This is a genomic window from gamma proteobacterium symbiont of Scutellera amethystina, assembly GCF_059730845.1.
Window position 1 is genome coordinate 966,747 of the sequence record NZ_AP035935.1, and the last position, 16,444, is coordinate 983,190.

A 16,444-nucleotide genomic window follows, 5' to 3' on the forward strand; every position below is an offset into this window, starting at 1 on the left:
CCTCAGCGGCGCGTAAGGTGCGCTGGCGCTTAGCGTAAGTCTGCCATCAGCACTTTGGAACGACGCTGATAGTTGTACATCTGCTTTTTGCTTTCAGGCAGCGACTCAATATCCACCGGCGTGAAGCCGCGCTCCTGGAACCAGTGGATACTGCGCGTGGTCAGCACGAACAGCTTCTTCAGCCCCATCTGCCGCGCCTGCAGCGCCACGCGCTCCAGCAGCAGCTCGCCGCGTGACGAGCTGCGATAGTCGGGGTGCACCGCCACGCAGGCCATCTCGCCGATTTGCTCGTCCGGGAACGGATAGAGCGCCGCGCAGGCGATGGTCATATTGTCGCGCTGAATAATGGTGAATTTGTCGATCTCCATCTCCAGCTGCTCGCGCGAACGGCGCACCAGAATGCCCTGCTGCTCCAGCGGACGAATCAGTTCGAGAATCCCGCCGATGTCGTTGATGTTGGCGCGGCGAATCTGCTCGGCCGACTCCATGACAATTTGCGTACCGATACCGTCACGCGAGAACAGCTCCTGCAGCAGTGCGCCATCTTCCTGATAGCTAATCAGATGGCTGCGGCGCACGCCGCTGCGGCAGGCTTTGACCGCGCCACGCAGGAAGCGCACGGTACCGGAGAGAAAATCACCGTCGCTCTCCATTTCATCAATACGCGTCTGCGCCTCGTTCGGGAACAGCTCGGAAATGATGGTGCCTTCGCGGTCGGTTACGCCCTGTTCGGAGCAGAAACCGATCATCTTCTCGGCTTTCAGCTTAATCGCCAGCTGCGTCGCTACCTCTTCCGAGGTCAGGTTAAAGCTCTCGCCGGTCACCGAGACCGCCACCGGCCCCAGCAGCACAATGGCATTGTTATCCAGCTGACGATGGATCGCCTCTTCGTCAATCCGGCGGATGCGGCCGCTGTGGCAGTAATCGACGCCGTCATCCACGCCCAGCGGCTGAGCGATGATAAAATTACCGCTCACCACATTAATATGCGCGCCCTGCAGCGGCGTATTATTCAGGCTCATCGACAGACGCGCCGTAATATCGAGCTGTAAACGCCCGGCCGCCTGCTTCACCAGCTCCAGCGATTGGGCATCGGTCACGCGGGTGTGTTTGTGATAAATCGGTTCCAGCTGCTGCTGCGCGAGGCTGGCATCGATCTGCGGCCGCGCGCCATAAACCACCACCAGGCGAATGCCGAGACTATGCAACAGGCCGATATCGTTAACGATGCTGGAGAAGTTCTCATGCTCGATGGCCTCGCCACCCAGCATGATGACAAACGTCTTGTCACGGTGGGCATTAATATAGGGAACGGTATGGCGAAAACCCTGAACCAGTTCGGTACTGCGTTCCTTCACGGCAAACCCTCTGTGAATGGTTATTCGAAATTTATGTATTTTTATGCTCTTTCGCCGCTTTTTGCAAGCATCGGACCTGACGTTACTTTACGATTTTCCTGATGCAAGCCACGCTAACAGACTGCATTATCTGGTTTTTCCGGCAAGACAAGACATTCCTCATTGAATAAAGTTTTCGCCTTCTGCTCGTCAACTGACGATTTTTTAGACATAACACAGTAGCTGGAGCGGCATGTCCGAAGCTTTTACCCGAAGACGACTTTTACAGGGCGCAGGTGCGCTGTGGTTGCTGAGCGTGACGCGCAGCGGTTTTGCGGCCAGTCAGCACATTGTGGCCGTGCGCATCTGGCCATCCTCGACTTACTCGCGCGTGACGCTGGAATCCAACGTCGCGCTGCACTATAAGCAGTTCACGCTGAGCAATCCCGAACGGCTGGTGATCGATATCCAGAACCTGCATATCAACAGCGCGCTGAAAGGCATTGATAAGCTGGTGCGGGTGGACGATCCCTACATTAAAACCGCGCGCGTCGGTCAGTTCGATCCCACCACGGTGCGCGTGGTGCTGGAGCTGAAGCGCAGCGTGGCACCAAAAACCTTCACCCTCGATCCGGTCGCGGGTATTCGCCACCGGCTGGTGGTCGATCTCTATCCCAGCCAGTCGTCACAGGAAGAGGATCCGCTGCTGGCGTTACTGAAGGATTACAACCAGGGCGAACTGGAGCGCGATCAACCGGCGCAGGCGCCGCTACCGGGTAAAGCCGGGCGCGATCGACCGATTATTATCATGATCGATCCCGGTCACGGCGGGGAAGATCCCGGCGCGCACGGCAAGTACAAAACGCGCGAGAAAGATATCGTGCTGAAGATTGGACGCTATTTGAAAGCGCTGATCGACAAAGAACGTAATATGAAGGCTTACATGACGCGCAACGAAGATGTGTTTATACCGCTGCGCGTGCGGGTCGCGAAAGCGCGCAAGCAGCGCGCCGATCTGTTTGTCTCAATTCACGCCGACGCCTTTACCAGCCGGGCGGCGCGCGGTTCTTCGGTCTTCGCGCTCTCCACCAGCGGCGCAACCTCGGCCGCCGCGCGCTTTCTCGCCCAGACGCAGAACGAAGCGGATTTGATCGGCGGGGTCAGCATGAGTGGCGATCGCTATCTCGACCACACCATGTTCGATATGGTGCAGCGGCAGACCATCAGCGACAGTCTGAAGTTTGGCAAAGAAGTGCTGACGCGCATGGGCCACATTAACCACCTGCATAAACGCACGGTGGATCAGGCCGGCTTTGCGGTGCTGAAAGCGCCGGATATCCCGTCGATTCTGGTGGAAACAGCGTTTATCAGTAACGTCGAAGAGGAGCGGAAGTTGCGTACGCCGCGTTATCAGCATCAGGTGGCGGAAGCCATTCTGCACGGTATTAAGGCGTATTTTGACAAAGGCGGCGTGCTGGCACGGCGTTAGGGCAGGGCGGCAGCGATGCCGCTTTTTACCGGGCGCAGAAACAAAAAAACACCCGTCAGGGTGTTGTGATGTTCTTCCGCAGAAGAAGTGGTTGCGGGGGCCGGATTCGAACCGACGACCTTCGGGTTATGAGCCCGACGAGCTACCAGGCTGCTCCACCCCGCGTCCGTCTGTCGCACTGAGCGACTTTGCACATTGTATTCTTCGTTAAGACAATTGGTTGCGGGGGCCGGATTCGAACCGACGACCTTCGGGTTATGAGCCCGACGAGCTACCAGGCTGCTCCACCCCGCGTCCGTCTGTCGCGCTAAGCGACTTGCCACATTGTCTCTTCATCACGAAGAATTGGTTGCGGGGGCCGGATTTGAACCGACGACCTTCGGGTTATGAGCCCGACGAGCTACCAGGCTGCTCCACCCCGCGTCCGTGGATGCGCACTATACACCGGGCGTATGATGATGCAACCCCTTTTTTGCGTTAAAGCGCTAAATAGACAAACAGTTGCTGAATTATTTGGCCATTGGGCGATTTATTATACAGATGTGAGCGCGCTAGCCTGCGGCAGATTTCATTCTGTCTGCCCCTTTGCTATCGTCGCCGTGCAAACAACCAGCTTAAAAAGAGAAGGTAATGAAAGGACATTGGGCGAAGTATGCACTTACTGGCGCATTTCTGGCGCTGTTAGCCGGTTGTAGCTCTAAGCCGACCGATCGCGGTCAGCAATATATTGATGGCAAGCTGGAGCAACCGCTCGGGCTGGTGAATGAGCCGAATGCCAAAGGGCGTCCGGTCAATGGCCGTGATTTCGGCCTGCAGGTGCAGCAGATCCAGTCGGCGTCGTCCGGTCTGTATGGCCGCAACCTCGGCACTTACAGTGCGATTCAGAACTGGCTGCTCTCCGGCGCCGATACGCGTCAGCTGCGCCAGTTCGGCCTGAACGCCTATCAGATGGAAGGCACCGACAGCTACGGCAACGTACAGTTTACCGGTTACTACACGCCGGTGGTGGAAGCGCGTTATACCCGTCAGGGCGAATTCCAGTATCCAATTTATCGCATGCCGCCGCGTCCGCGCGGACAGAAGCTGCCAAGCCGCGCTTCTATCTATAGTGGCGCACTGGATGAGCGTTATGTGATTGCCTGGAGCAACTCGCTGATCGACAACTTTATGATGGACGTGCAGGGCAGCGGCTATGTCGATTTCGGCGATGGCCGTCCGCTGCGTTTCTTCGGTTACGGCGGCAAGAACGGCTGGGCTTACCACAGTATTGGTAAAGAGCTGATCGATCGCGGTGAAGTGAAGCGCGAAGACATGTCGATGCAGGCGATTCGGCAGTGGGCGCAGGAGCACTCGCCGCAGGAAGTGCGCAACGTACTGGAAACCAACCAGTCGTTCGTGTTCTTCAAGCCGGAAGAGTATGTGCCGGTGCGCGGTGCCAGCGCGGTACCGCTGATTGCCAAAGCCTCGGTGGCGTCCGATCGTTCACTGATTCCCGCCGGCACGGCGCTGCTGGCTGAAGTGCCGCAGCTGAATGAGAAGGGCAAATTCAACGGCAAATATGAGATGCGCCTGATGGTCGCGCTGGACGTGGGCGGCGCGATCAAAGGCCAGCACTTCGATATCTACCAGGGCGTCGGCCCGGATGCGGCGCATCTGGCGGGCTTCTACAACCATTATGGCCGCGTCTGGGTGCTGAAAGCCGCACCGGGAACCGGCCAGCCGCTGTTCAGCAATCCGCAAAACGGCAATAATGGTTCATTGATTATCGGCGCAAATTGATAGGCTGCGCACCCTGGGTTTGTCGGGTGCGCGTCTGCGCATCGTACTAAAAGGTTAGCTATGAAAGTTGTCAGCGACGCCTGGCGCCAGCGATTTGGCGGCACGGCGCGTCTCTACGGGCAGGAAGCACTGCAGCGTTTTGCCGACGCGCATTTCTGCGTCATCGGCATCGGCGGCGTCGGTTCCTGGGCGGCCGAAGCGCTGGCGCGCACCGGCATCGGTAAAATTACCCTGATCGACATGGATGATGTGTGTATTACCAATACCAACCGTCAGATTCATGCCTTGCAGGGGCATGTCGGTCAGGCGAAAACTGAGGTGATGGCGCAGCGTATTCACGCCATTAATCCGGAGTGTGAGGTGATCTGCATCGATGATTTTATCACGCCGGACAATACCGCGGAGCTGATGGCGGCGGGGTTCGACTATGTGATTGACGCGATTGATAGCGTGCGCCCTAAGGCTGCGCTGATTGCCTGGTGCCGGCGTAATAAGATCCCGCTGATCACCACCGGTGGCGCCGGCGGACAGATCGATCCGACGCAGATTCAGGTCAGTGACTTAGCCAAAACCATTCAGGATCCGCTGGCTGCCAAACTGCGCGAGCGGCTGAAAAGTGATTTTGGCGTAGTGAAAAACAGCAAGGGTAAACTGGGGATCGACTGCGTGTTCTCTACTGAGGCGCTGGTGTATCCGCAGCCGGACGGCAGCGTATGCGCTTCGCGCAGCACGGCGGAAGGGCCAAAGCGCATGGACTGTGCCGCCGGCTTTGGTGCGGCCACCATGGTGACCGCCACCTTTGGTTTTGTTGCGGTGTCGCACGCGCTGAAAAAATTTCTCGCGCGCGCGGCGCGTCAGTCTGCCTGATGCGCGCGGGCAGCACGCTGTACCGCCTCAGCCAGCGCCTGTAAACCACTGCTGCGCGAGGCGCTCAGCTGCGCGCGCAGCCCTAAGGTATCAAACAGCGCCAGCGGATCTGTGGCTAACAGCGCCGCGGGTGTTTTTCCTTCCACCGCTGTCAGCAGCACCGCCAGCAATCCGCGCACAATGCGTCCCTCGCTGTCGCCGTAAAAATGCAGCGTACCGTCGGCCCGCTGCTGGCTGCTGAGCCAGACGCGGTTTTCGCAGCCGGACAGCTCAATTTCCGCCGTTTTCAGCGCTTCCGGCAGTGCCGGCAGCTGGCGGCTGAGCTGAATCAGCTGGCGATAGCGATCTTCCCACTGATGAAAATGGGCAAACTTCTCCGTCAGGCTGGCTTCGGTAATCAGATCACCAAACGGATGGGGGGCAAGCAGGGCTGATGTCATTACGTTACTCACTCAGTAAATCCACGGCATGGTGCATGGCGCGCACCAGCGCGTCCACGTCCTGCAGATTATTATAGGGGGCAAATGAGACGCGCAGCGTGCCGCTGACGCCAAGCGCCGCCATCAGCGGCTGGGCACAGTGCTGGCCGGCGCGCAGCGCGATGCCCTGTTCCGCCAGCAGCGTCACAATATCGCTGTGGTGAATACCGGCGATATCAAACGCCAGCAGGCTGGCGCTGCCGCAGCGGAAACTGCGGAAGCCGGGAATAGCGCTGAGTTGCTCTTCGGCAAGGCTGGCCAGCTGCTGGCTCCAGCGTTCGGCTTTTTCCGCATCGTACTGTGTCAGCCAGTCCAGCGCCGCACTCAGCCCGACCACGCCCGCCACGTTCGGCGTGCCTGCTTCAAAGCGCCACGGCACCGGCTGCGGCGTGAAGCCGCTGAAATCGACCTGCGTCAGCATTTTGCCGCCGCCCTGCCACGGCGCCATCGCGTCCAGCAGCTCCGCTTTGCCGTACAGCACACCAGTGCCCATCGGACCGTACAGCTTGTGCGCGGAAAAGGCGTAGAAGTCGATATCCAGCGCCTGCACATCCGGCGGGCAGTGCACTACGCCCTGCGCGCCATCCACCATCACTTTCGCCCCGACGCCGTGCGCCAGCGTAATCGCCTGCGCCAGATCCGGACAGCCACCGGTCACGTTAGACATCTGACCTATCGCCAGCAGCCGGGTGCGTGCGTTGAGTAACTGCGGCAGCAGGGCGATATCCGGCCGCCGGTCAGCGCCAAGCGGCCATTTCACCACTTTCGCACCGCTGGCCTGCGCCACCATCAGCCACGGCACCAGATTGGAGTGGTGCTCGGCTTCGCTCACCACAATCTCGTCGCCCGGCTGCAGGCGCGGTGCCAGCCAGCTGTGCGCCACCAGGTTGATCGCCTCCGTGGTGCCACGCGTCCAGACGATTTGCCGATCGTCCGCCGCCTGCAGCCAGTGCGCCACGCGCGCCCGCGCCTGTTCATATTGTGCCGTCAGCGCGCGGGCAGCGGCGAACTGGCTGCGGTGGACGGTGCCGCCGCTCAGCGAATAAAACTGCGCGGTCGCGTCAATCACCGCCTGCGGCTTCAGCGCGGTGGCAGCGCTGTCGAGATAGACACCCGCATCGCTCAGCGCGGGAAACTGCTGACGAAACTCGCCAGGAGAGAAATGGGTCATACTCAGCTCACTTACTTGGATGTTAGGACCAGGCTGAAAGCCACGCCGTGGCCTGGCAAAGCTGGAAAAGCGCGTTATGCTAATTATTGCAAGGTTTGAACCGAAACCCGCATAACGAATCGGTCTTTTCCAGTCGATCGCTCTGTTTGCTGCCACTGATCAGCGCACGCGGGTGGTTTAATGCAATCAATCTGCAAGGAGATAGAAGATGAATAAACTCGCCGCAGTGCTGGCCGTGTGCACCATGGCCTTTACCCTGGCCGCCTGTTCCAGCAACTACGTCATGCATACTAATGATGGTCGCACCATTGTTGCGGATGGCAAACCAAAAGTTGACGATGAAACCGGTATGATCAGCTATAAAGATGCCAATGGCAACGAGCAGCAGATTAACCGCTCAGATGTGAAAGAGATGGTGGAAATGGGCCAGTAAGCCCGGTTAGCAGGTAAAAAAAAGCACCGCAATTTGCGGTGCTATTTAAAATCACTATGGACAGACAGGGTAAATCTACAGGAATTAAATGTTTGATCTGCAATCGTCAGATCAAAATGCAAACACAACATCACGACCACAAGCCAAAAGCTCTCTAAAAGTCTGCGATCTCTCGCACGTTTCCAGAAATCTTTTCGTTCCGGCTCAGGAAGTGCGGCAACTATAGGTATTTGCTGGAGCTTCCTCAACGGACAAATTATAATGTCTCGGATTAAAAAATCTAATGCGTAACGACTTTGTATAAGTTGTAGTGTTACGCCGTCAATCCGGGTACGGAAAACCATGTCAAAACGCCTTCCGCCGCTTAATGCTCTTCGCGTCTTCGACGCTGCGGCCCGTCATTTGAGCTTCACCAAAGCCGCTGAGGAGCTGTTTGTAACCCAGGCGGCTGTCAGCCATCAGATTAAATCGCTGGAAGATTTTCTCGGTCTCAAGCTGTTTCGCCGGCGCAATCGTTCGCTGTTACTGACCGAAGAGGGTCAAAGCTACTATCTCGATATCAAAGAGATTTTTTCGGCACTGAACGATGCCACGCGCAAACTGCAGGCGCGCAGTGCCAAAGGGGCACTCACCGTCAGCCTGTTGCCGAGTTTCGCCATTCAGTGGCTGGTTCCGCGCCTCTCCAGCTTTAATCTGGCTTATCCGGGCATTGATGTGCGTATCCAGGCGGTAGACCGTGATGAGGAGAAGCTGGCCGACGATGTCGACGTGGCGATTTTTTACGGCCGCGGCAACTGGCCCGGTTTGCGGGTAGAGAAATTGTATGCCGAATATCTGCTGCCGGTCTGCTCGCCGCTGCTGCTGACCGGCGACAATCCGCTCAAATCACCGGCCGATCTGGCGCATTTCACGCTGCTGCATGACGCCTCGCGCCGTGACTGGCAATCCTATATTCGTCAGCTGGGCTTGCAGCACATCAATGTTCAGCAGGGGCCGATCTTCAGCCACAGCGCCATGGTGCTGCAGGCGGCGATCCACGGCCAGGGCGTGGCGCTGGCCAATAACGTGATGGCGCAGAGTGAAATTGAGGCCGGACGGCTGGTCTGTCCTTTCAACGATGTCTTAGTGAGTAAAAATGCTTTTTATCTGGTTTGTCATGACAGCCAGGCAGAACTGGGTAAAATAGCCGCCTTTCGGCAGTGGATTCTGGAAAAAGCCGCAACTGAACAAGAAAAATTCCGCTTCCGCTACGATCACTAACGCGTTGCCTGCCGCACAGTGATGTGCGGTTTCACCTTGAGGATAAATGAATGTCCAGTCGTGCCATGTTTATATTTGCCGCCATCAGCGGCTTTCTGCTGGTGGCGTTTGGTGCTTTTGGGGCGCACGTGCTGAGCAAAGCGCTCGGCGCGGCCGAGATGGCGTGGATCCATACCGGCCTTGAATATCAGGCGTATCATACGCTGGCGATTATCGGTATTGGCGCAGCGATGCTGCGTCGCGCCAATATCTGGTTTTACTGGAGCAGCGCCGCGATGGCGCTGGGTATCGTCCTGTTCAGCGGTAGCCTGTATTGTCTGGCGCTGTCGCACCTGAAGTTTTGGGTGTTTGTTACGCCGGTTGGAGGCCTGTGCTTCCTGATTGGCTGGTTTTTGATGTTGATTGGCGCGCTGCGTCTGAAACGAAAGGCAGATCGCCATGAATAAAGTTTTACTCTATTGCCGCCCGGGATTTGAGAAAGAGTGTGCGGCAGAAATCAGTGCCAAAGCAGCGGAGCGCGAAATCTATGGTTTTCCACGTGTTAAAGACGACGCCGGTTACGTGCTGTTTGAGTGCTATCAGCCGGAAGAGGCGGAAAAACTGATCGCCACTCTGCCGTTCGCGGAGCTGATTTTTGCCCGGCAAATGCTGGTGGTGGGCGAGCTGCTGCGCGATCTCCCGCCGGAAGATCGTATTACCCCGATCGTCGGTATGCTGAGCGGCGTTGTGGAGAAGGGCGGCGAGCTGCGCGTTGAAGTGCCCGACACCAATGAAGCCAAAGAGCTGACCAAATTTTGCCGCAAGCTGACGGTTCCGCTGCGCGCCAGCCTGCGCGACAGCAAAATTCTGCTGAATTATGAGAGCAATAAACGTCCGGTAGTGCATGTGTTCTTTATCGCGCCGGGCACCTGCTACGTTGGTTATTCGCTGCCGCATAACAACTCGCCGTTTTACATGGGCATTCCGCGCCTGAAGTTCCCGGCCGATGCGCCAAGCCGCTCTACGCTAAAGCTGGAAGAAGCATTCCATGTGTTCGTGCCGGCCGATGAGTGGGACGAACGGCTGGGCAGCGGCATGTATGCGGTCGATCTTGGTGCCTGCCCCGGCGGCTGGACCTATCAGCTGGTGAAGCGCAGCATGTGGGTCTACGCGGTGGATAACGGCCCGATGGCGCCGAGCCTGATGGATACCGGACAGGTTACGCACTGCCGCGAAGACGGGTTCAAATTTCGCCCGCCGCGCAGCAACATCAGCTGGCTGGTGTGCGACATGGTGGAAAAACCGGTGCGCGTCGCCAGCCTGATGACCGAATGGCTGGTCAACGGCTGGTGCCGTGAGGCGATCTTCAACCTCAAGCTGCCAATGAAAAAGCGCTATGAAGAAGTTACGCAGAATCTGGCAATGATGGACGCGGCGCTGAAGGAGAAGGGCGTAAACGCGCAGATCCAGGCGCGCCAGCTGTATCACGACCGCGAAGAAGTGACCGTGCATGTGCGCCGGATCTGGGCGGCAGTTGGCGGACGGCGCGACGAACGCTAGTTCTGCTTCATGCTTTGCACTATCGCGGCGCTGGCTGCGCCTGCTTCATACTTTGCACTACCGCAGCGTTGGCTGCGCCTGCTCGCCCCGGTCACATACTAATGTATGCTCCCGGGGACTCTCAGGCTTGCCGCCTTGCGCTAGCACAAATTATTTCGCAGATTGGCTGCTTCGTATTAATGCAGGTAACTGCAGGCCGCATAACATTTGTAGCGGCGCGATTCATCGCGCAATAAATTGCGCCGCTACCAAAACCGCAACCGGTGTGGAATGGGGCTGAAACCTGCCTGACCAGCTCGGGCTTGCCGTCCTGCGGTGGCACAAATTATTTCGCAGAACTTCTGCTTCATTCTTTGCACTATCGCGGCGTTGGCAGCGCCTGCTCGCCCCGGTCACATACTAATGTATGCTCCCGGGGACTATCAGGCTTGCCGCCTTGCGCTAGCACAAATTATTTCGCAGAAATTAGCTGCACTAGCCCGTAGCGGCGCGATTCATCGCGCAATGAGTAGGGTTGAAACTTCCCGGAGCAGCTCAGGCTTGCCGTGCTGCTGTAGGGGCGCCATTCATGGCGACCTCAATGACGCGCCGGACCCTGATACCGCAAGGTATTTAAATTCCCCTGCAACACCAAATCCCGCTTCAGCGTTGACACCTGTCGGCACACCTCCGCGATCGCGCGGTGGTCGCGCAACTTCTTCTGCCACTTCTCAGGTACCTGATCCAGCTGCTGATACAGCGCCTCGAGCGAACCAAACTGCAGCAGCAGTTCCCGTGCGCTTTTCGGTCCGATGCCGGGCACGCCTGGAATTTTGCTGCTGCTGATACCGCATAAGCCCCAGTAATCCGCCAGCTGGGCCGGCGCGACGCCGAACTCCTGTTCGATAAACGGCACGTCCAGCCAGCGCTTCTGAAAATAATCGCGGATGCGGATGCTCGGCGCCAGCAGCTGGCAGTAACCTTTATCGGTGGAAACGATGGTGGCCTGATGACCGGCGTCGGCCATCTTCACTGCCAGCGTCGCGGCCAGATCGTCCGCTTCATCATGTTCGGCAACCCAGCAACTGACACCGCTGGCCTCAAAGGCCGCCTGCAGCGAGGCCATCTCCTGCTGTAAATCGTCCGGCATCGGCGGGCGACCCGCTTTGTAGTCCGGCAATAACTGATGACGCCAGCCAGGCTGTCGGTCATGGCTGTCAAACACCGCCACCACGTGCGTTGGCCGCGTGTGACCCAGCAGCTGATGCAGCGCCGCCACGCAGGCCTCACGACAGGGCGAACCCTGCACCGCGTGCAGGCGGCGGATCAGATTGAGCGCGTCGATAATAAGCAGATGAAGCGACATAGTGATACCGGCAGCCCGCAGGCTGCCTTCCTGATGGGTTATTTGATGATTTCGTAGCAGGGGATGTAAGCGCTGCCGGGCAGTTTCATGCGCTGCTGCGCGACGAAGCCCTGCAGCAGTTCGTCCATGCGGTGCATCAGATCGGCATCGCCTTGCAGCTGATACGGACCTTTTTCCCGGATTTCGCGGATCCCCATCTCTTTGACGTTACCGGCCACGATGCCCGAGAAGGCACGCCGCAGATCCGCCGCCAGTTTTTCCGCTGGCTGATTCGGGAACAGCTTGAGGTTGGCCATATTTTCGTGGGTTGGCAGGAACGGCACCTGCAGATCCGGCGCAATGCGAATCGACCAGTTGAAGCTGTAGGCATCGCCGGTTTCGCGGCGGTACTCTTTCACCTGCGGCATGGCTTTCTTCATCAGACGCGCCACTTCCGCAGCATCATCAATGATGATTTTGTAATGCCGGCGTGCGGCTTCACCCAGCGTATTAACGATGAAATCATCCAGCACGCGGAAGTAATCGGCGCTCTCTTTCGGCCCGGTGAGGATCAGCGGCAGCACCTGATCGCTGTTCTGCGGATTCATCAGAATGCCCAGCAGATACAACAGCTCTTCTGCCGTACCCACGCCGCCCGGGAAGATCACGATGCCGTGCGCGATGCGCACAAAGGCTTCCAGACGCTTTTCAATATCCGGCATGATGATCAGTTCATTCACCAGCGGGTTAGGTGGCTCCGCAGCGATGATCGACGGTTCAGTCAGGCCGATAAACCGGCTGTCGTGATAGCGCTGCTGCGCATGGCCTACCGCTGCCCCTTTCATCGGCGCTTCCATCACGCCCGGACCACAGCCGGTACAGATGTTCAGTTCGCGCAGGCCCATCTGCGTCCCGACATTGCGGCAATATTGATATTCGACCGCGTTGATGGAGTGACCGCCCCAGCACACCACGGTGTTGGGATATTCGCCCACGTGCAGCGCGCGCGCGTTGCGCAGAATAGAGAACACCTGATTGGTGATGTGCGCGGAGTCGGTGACGTCCTGATTTTGCAAACGATCCGCCGCTGAGAGCTGGCCGTTAACAAACAGTATGTCGCGCAGTACGGCAAACAGGTTCGCCTGCAGCGAACGGATAATCCGGCCGTCAACAAACGCCTCTTCCGGCGGGTTGATCAGCTCCAGTTTCACGCCGCGCTCGCGGCGCAGCACGTTGATGTCAAAGTTTTCAAAGCGGGAAAGCAGTTCGTGGCTACTGTCGGTCTGGCTGCCGGAGTTGAGTACCGCCAGCGAGCAGTTGCGAAACAGCTGGTAGAGATCGCTGCTGGCAGTGCGCTTCAGCATGTCGACTTCCAGCTGGGAGAGCAGATCCATTGAGCCAAGCGGGCTGATATGTGTAATCAAGAGAACTCCTTTACACGCAAATGCGTGACTGATGACGCTGCGCTTAACCCGTTGAGCGCAGTGACGAAAATCCTTCGGTAAGCACGCTGTCGCCCTCGCGCCTGTACCAGAGTACCGTTGTCGGCCGCGAATGCTCAAGTGGAACCGCGCATCCGTGCGGCGGCCTGCGAGACATCTCGCAATCTGTTACTGGCGCACCAGGCGGGAGTAGCCCGGCGTGAAGGGGACATTGCTGCGCCACGGATTGATATCCAGCCCGCCGCGCCGCGTGTAGCGCGCATAGACGGTTAATGCTGCTGGCTGACAAAAGCGCTGAATATCGTTAAAAATACGCTCGACGCACTGCTCGTGAAACTCATTGTGCTGGCGGAACGAAATCAGATAGCGCAGCAGCGCTTCGCGATCGATACGCGGGCCCTGATAGCGGATCATCACTGAACCCCAGTCCGGCTGATTGGTGATCAGACAGTTCGATTTCAGCAGATGGCTGACCAGCGTCTCTTCAACCACTTCGCTGCCCGTTGCGCTGGCGAGGTAATCGGCGTTAAAGCCGTAATCGCTGATGGTGATATCCTGCTCGTCGATGACATCGCCAGCGAAGTGCCCGATCGGCTGACCTTCCACTTCGCTCAGGCGAAACAGCGCCACGCTGACCTTGCCGTTAGCGCAGGCGCTGAGATCGCGCTCCAGCGTTTGCCGCACGGCGCCCCAGTCGGCGAAAATCGTCTGGTTAAAGCTGTTAAGATAGAGTTTGAAGCTTTTGGACTCGATCAGATTCACGCTGTCGGCGCTTAGCACTACTTCGCCGACCGCGACCTGCGGCACGCCTTTGCTGTTTAGCCAGGAGAGTTCATACAGCGTCCAGATATCTGCGCCGTGGAACGGCAGGTTATCGGGATAAAGCCCGAGCGGCTCGCGATTCAGGCTGCGCGGCACCGCCTGCAGCAGCGTGTTATCGTAGCGATCAACATACGCGGTGGGCTTACCCAAAGTCAGGCCGCTCAGCGCCGTATCCCGGTTTTCAGAAGACATAACGGTTACCACTAAAATCCATCAAAGGGAGTCAGTGTAACCGATCACCAGCGAGAAGATGAATGATGCAGCAAACCGCAGAGGCCCTGCGCGATTTTACCGCCCGTTATGTAGCGCACTGGCAGCAGCAGCACGGCCATTTTCCCGCCAGCGCAGAGCTGTACGGCGTGCCGTCGCCCTGCATTATCAGTGAACTGGATGAGCGTGTCCTGTGGCAGCCGCAGGACTTTACCCTGCCAGCCTCGCTGGCAGCCGTTGAGCGCGCACTGGATATTCAGCTGCAGCCGGACCTCACCACGTTCTACACCACGCAATTTGCCGGCGACATGCACGCGCAGTTTGCACAGCAGCCGCTGACGCTGCTGCAGGTGTGGAGCGAGGACGATTTTACCCGCCTGCAGGAGAACCTGATTGGTCATCTGGTGATGAAGCGCCGTCTGAAACAGAGCCCGACGCTGTTTATCGCCACTACAGATTCGGAGCAGGATGTTATCGCGGTGTGTAATCTGACCGGTGAGGTGATTGTGGAGCAGCCGGGAACGAAAAAACGGCAGAAACTGGCGGTGGATATTCAGACATTTCTTAATGCTTTACAACCGGTTAGTTCGTGAGTTGCAGACTTTTCTCGCAGCCTTTGTAAGAGATCTCTCACAACTGTTGTGCGAGATCGCCAGATCATTGCGCAGACTTCCGGAAGTCCGCAATGTAAAAATATTGTGAATCATGCAGTTATGGCATCAATCCGAAAATACAGACATGGCTTAATCGTTTAACGGCGCTTACTGACTTGTTATTGCGATGGTTTCTGCCAGAATAGTCACCACTGGCAGGAAGCCACGGATTGAGAGACGTTCAGGAGAATGTCAGCCAGGCGGCAGGAACGTAACGGAGTTTACGTCACAGGGAAGGCTTCAGGATGAAGCAGGACACTCCGGAGTGAGTAAAGGACACCTCCAGGATGGAGAATGAGAGCCACGCGGGATGTGGCGGGCCAGGATGCTAAGGACCAATGTCACGATGACAGGCGACGGAAAGCGCAGGAACAGTTGTCAAGGATGAGCAGGGAGCACAGCGGTGGCGGGAATGCTGCAAACGAACCGGGAGCACTGTAATCACAGTGCTCCCTTTTTTTATGCCGTTTTTGCGCGCGCACCCACTAATGATATGCTTGCCGCCCCTTTTTGACGCGGAGGTAGCGTATGTCGACGCACCTGATTATTCAGCGGCTGCAGCAGGTCGAAGCGGTAATGCGCGAACACGGCCACTGGCAGACGCACGCCCCGGCGGCTGAAGCCTTTAATAGCACGCAACCTTTCTGTCTCGATACCCTGCAGCCGCTCGAATGGCTGCAGTGGGTCCTGCTGCCGCGCATGCAGGCGCTGCTTAACGCCGGCGCCGCGCTGCCGCAAAACTTCGCCGTTACGCCTTATTATGAGATGGCCCTGCCACCCACCACGCCGGGCCATGCAGCGCTGCTGCTGACGCTCAGCCAGCTTGATGCGCTGTTTGCGCCGCCGGACGCCTGATGCTGGAGATCATTTATCAGGATGCATGGCTGGTTGCGGTGAATAAACCGGCGGGCTGGCTGGTGCACCGCAGCTGGCTCGATCGCAAAGAGAAAGTAGTGGTGATGCAGACGGTGCGCGATCAGATTGGTCAGCACGTATTTACCGCGCATCGCCTCGATCGTCCCACGTCTGGCGTGCTGCTAATGGGGCTCTCCAGCGAAATCGGGCGGCTGCTGGCGCAGCAGTTTGAGCAGCATCAGATTCAGAAAACCTATCACGCAGTGGTGCGCGGCTGGCTGGACGGTAGCGCAACGCTGGATTATCCGCTGGTGGAAGAGCTGGATAAAATTGCGGACAAGTTTGTCACGGAACCGCGCGCGCCGCAGCCGGCAGTCACCGATTATCGCGCGCTAGCGCAGGCAGAACTGCCGGTAGCCATCGGCAAGTACCCCAGCGCACGTTATACGCTGGTTGAGCTGTCGCCGCACACCGGGCGCAAGCATCAGCTGCGACGCCACATGGCGCACCTGCGTCATCCGATTATTGGTGACAGCTCGCACGGCGATCTGCGGCAGAACCGCGGTGCCGCAGCCCACTTTGGCATGGATCGACTGATGCTGCACGCCAGTGCGCTGACGCTAACGCATCCGGTGACCGGCGAACCGCTGGTGATTCGCGCCGGGCTGGATCGCGTCTGGCAGCAGATGCTGCAATCGTTTGGCTGGCAGCAGCAACTGCCCGAGGTGCCGAGGGTTGAGTTTGCCGCTGAGGCAGTCCAGGATAAGCCGACAGAATAAAGGAG

Annotated in this window: 16 protein-coding genes and 3 tRNA genes; 10 read left to right on the top strand and 9 right to left on the bottom strand. The window is 58.0% G+C overall.

Annotated elements, in window-relative coordinates; translation table 11 throughout:
- Positions 1 to 29: 29 nt before the first annotated feature.
- Positions 30 to 1,358 (bottom strand): amino-acid N-acetyltransferase, encoded by a 1,329-nt coding sequence (gene argA / locus AC6I79_RS04340; protein ID WP_021506712.1) that lies wholly within the window; start codon positions 1,356 to 1,358, stop codon positions 30 to 32.
- 232 nt (positions 1,359 to 1,590) lie between these two features.
- Between argA and amiC the strand changes: the two genes are divergently transcribed.
- Positions 1,591 to 2,826, top strand: coding sequence for an N-acetylmuramoyl-L-alanine amidase AmiC (gene amiC, locus AC6I79_RS04345; protein WP_031279511.1), 1,236 nt, complete (start codon positions 1,591 to 1,593; stop codon positions 2,824 to 2,826).
- 88 nt (positions 2,827 to 2,914) lie between these two features.
- Here amiC and AC6I79_RS04350 read toward each other — a convergent pair.
- The 3 genes from AC6I79_RS04350 to AC6I79_RS04360 form a co-directional block, all read right to left on the bottom strand.
- Positions 2,915 to 2,991 (bottom strand) — tRNA-Met (locus AC6I79_RS04350).
- Between the two features lie 52 nt (positions 2,992 to 3,043).
- Positions 3,044 to 3,120 (bottom strand) — tRNA-Met (locus AC6I79_RS04355).
- Positions 3,121 to 3,172: 52 nt separating this feature from the next.
- Positions 3,173 to 3,249 (bottom strand) — tRNA-Met (locus tag AC6I79_RS04360).
- A 207-nt stretch (positions 3,250 to 3,456) separates the two neighbouring features.
- Here AC6I79_RS04360 and mltA point away from each other — a divergent pair.
- Both mltA and tcdA read left to right on the top strand, forming a co-directional pair.
- The gene (gene mltA, locus AC6I79_RS04365; RefSeq protein ID WP_021507388.1) at positions 3,457 to 4,605 is read left to right on the top strand and encodes a murein transglycosylase A; all 1,149 of its coding nucleotides are present in this window, start codon (positions 3,457 to 3,459) and stop codon (positions 4,603 to 4,605) included.
- A 60-nt stretch (positions 4,606 to 4,665) separates the two neighbouring features.
- Entirely contained in the window at positions 4,666 to 5,472 is an 807-nt protein-coding gene (tcdA, locus tag AC6I79_RS04370) for a tRNA cyclic N6-threonylcarbamoyladenosine(37) synthase TcdA (protein WP_021507387.1), read from the top strand.
- On the opposite strand, the gene csdE is transcribed toward tcdA, so the two are convergent.
- Both csdE and csdA read right to left on the bottom strand, forming a co-directional pair.
- Positions 5,460 to 5,912 (bottom strand): cysteine desulfurase sulfur acceptor subunit CsdE, encoded by a 453-nt coding sequence (csdE, locus tag AC6I79_RS04375; RefSeq protein ID WP_021507386.1) that lies wholly within the window; start codon positions 5,910 to 5,912, stop codon positions 5,460 to 5,462. The genes tcdA and csdE overlap by 13 nt on opposite strands.
- A gap of 4 nt (positions 5,913 to 5,916) precedes the next feature.
- On the bottom strand, positions 5,917 to 7,122 hold the full coding sequence (gene csdA / locus AC6I79_RS04380; protein ID WP_159377842.1) for a cysteine desulfurase CsdA: 1,206 nt from the start codon (positions 7,120 to 7,122) through the stop codon (positions 5,917 to 5,919).
- A 208-nt stretch (positions 7,123 to 7,330) separates the two neighbouring features.
- Here csdA and AC6I79_RS04385 point away from each other — a divergent pair, with 208 nt between their 5' ends.
- The 4 genes from AC6I79_RS04385 to rlmM all read left to right on the top strand — a co-directional run bounded on the left by AC6I79_RS04385 (position 7,331) and on the right by rlmM (position 10,354).
- On the top strand, positions 7,331 to 7,555 hold the full coding sequence (locus AC6I79_RS04385) for a YgdI/YgdR family lipoprotein (protein ID WP_010616412.1): 225 nt from the start codon (positions 7,331 to 7,333) through the stop codon (positions 7,553 to 7,555).
- A gap of 342 nt (positions 7,556 to 7,897) precedes the next feature.
- Positions 7,898 to 8,815, top strand: coding sequence for a transcriptional regulator GcvA (locus AC6I79_RS04390; RefSeq protein ID WP_010616414.1), 918 nt, complete (start codon positions 7,898 to 7,900; stop codon positions 8,813 to 8,815).
- 50 nt (positions 8,816 to 8,865) lie between these two features.
- Complete coding sequence (locus AC6I79_RS04395; protein ID WP_021507384.1) at positions 8,866 to 9,261, top strand: DUF423 domain-containing protein; 396 nt, start codon at positions 8,866 to 8,868, stop codon at positions 9,259 to 9,261.
- Positions 9,254 to 10,354 (top strand): 23S rRNA (cytidine(2498)-2'-O)-methyltransferase RlmM, encoded by a 1,101-nt coding sequence (rlmM, locus tag AC6I79_RS04400; RefSeq protein ID WP_021507383.1) that lies wholly within the window; start codon positions 9,254 to 9,256, stop codon positions 10,352 to 10,354. The genes AC6I79_RS04395 and rlmM overlap by 8 nt, the downstream gene beginning before the upstream one ends.
- Positions 10,355 to 10,931: 577 nt before the next feature.
- Here rlmM and xni read toward each other — a convergent pair.
- The 3 genes from xni to queF all read right to left on the bottom strand — a co-directional run bounded on the left by xni (position 10,932) and on the right by queF (position 14,134).
- Positions 10,932 to 11,699 carry a flap endonuclease Xni gene (xni, locus tag AC6I79_RS04405; protein ID WP_215481468.1) on the bottom strand — a complete coding sequence of 256 codons (768 nt, stop codon included), beginning with the start codon at positions 11,697 to 11,699 and terminating at the stop codon, positions 10,932 to 10,934.
- Positions 11,700 to 11,737: 38 nt separating this feature from the next.
- A complete protein-coding gene (ppnN, locus tag AC6I79_RS04410; protein WP_021507381.1) occupies positions 11,738 to 13,102 on the bottom strand; it encodes a nucleotide 5'-monophosphate nucleosidase PpnN in 1,365 nt (454 codons plus the stop codon).
- A 186-nt stretch (positions 13,103 to 13,288) separates the two neighbouring features.
- Positions 13,289 to 14,134 (bottom strand): NADPH-dependent 7-cyano-7-deazaguanine reductase QueF, encoded by an 846-nt coding sequence (gene queF, locus AC6I79_RS04415; protein ID WP_021507380.1) that lies wholly within the window; start codon positions 14,132 to 14,134, stop codon positions 13,289 to 13,291.
- 62 nt (positions 14,135 to 14,196) lie between these two features.
- Here queF and syd point away from each other — a divergent pair, with 62 nt between their 5' ends.
- The 3 genes from syd to truC all read left to right on the top strand — a co-directional run bounded on the left by syd (position 14,197) and on the right by truC (position 16,439).
- A complete protein-coding gene (gene syd / locus AC6I79_RS04420; RefSeq protein WP_059010890.1) occupies positions 14,197 to 14,745 on the top strand; it encodes a SecY-interacting protein in 549 nt (182 codons plus the stop codon).
- A gap of 588 nt (positions 14,746 to 15,333) precedes the next feature.
- The gene (locus AC6I79_RS04425; RefSeq protein ID WP_058776606.1) at positions 15,334 to 15,660 is read left to right on the top strand and encodes a YqcC family protein; all 327 of its coding nucleotides are present in this window, start codon (positions 15,334 to 15,336) and stop codon (positions 15,658 to 15,660) included.
- Positions 15,660 to 16,439, top strand: a complete 780-nt coding sequence (truC, locus tag AC6I79_RS04430; RefSeq protein ID WP_058757049.1) for a tRNA pseudouridine(65) synthase TruC — start codon at positions 15,660 to 15,662, stop codon at positions 16,437 to 16,439. Before AC6I79_RS04425 ends, truC begins: the two co-directional genes overlap by 1 nt.
- Positions 16,440 to 16,444 lie beyond the last annotated feature (5 nt).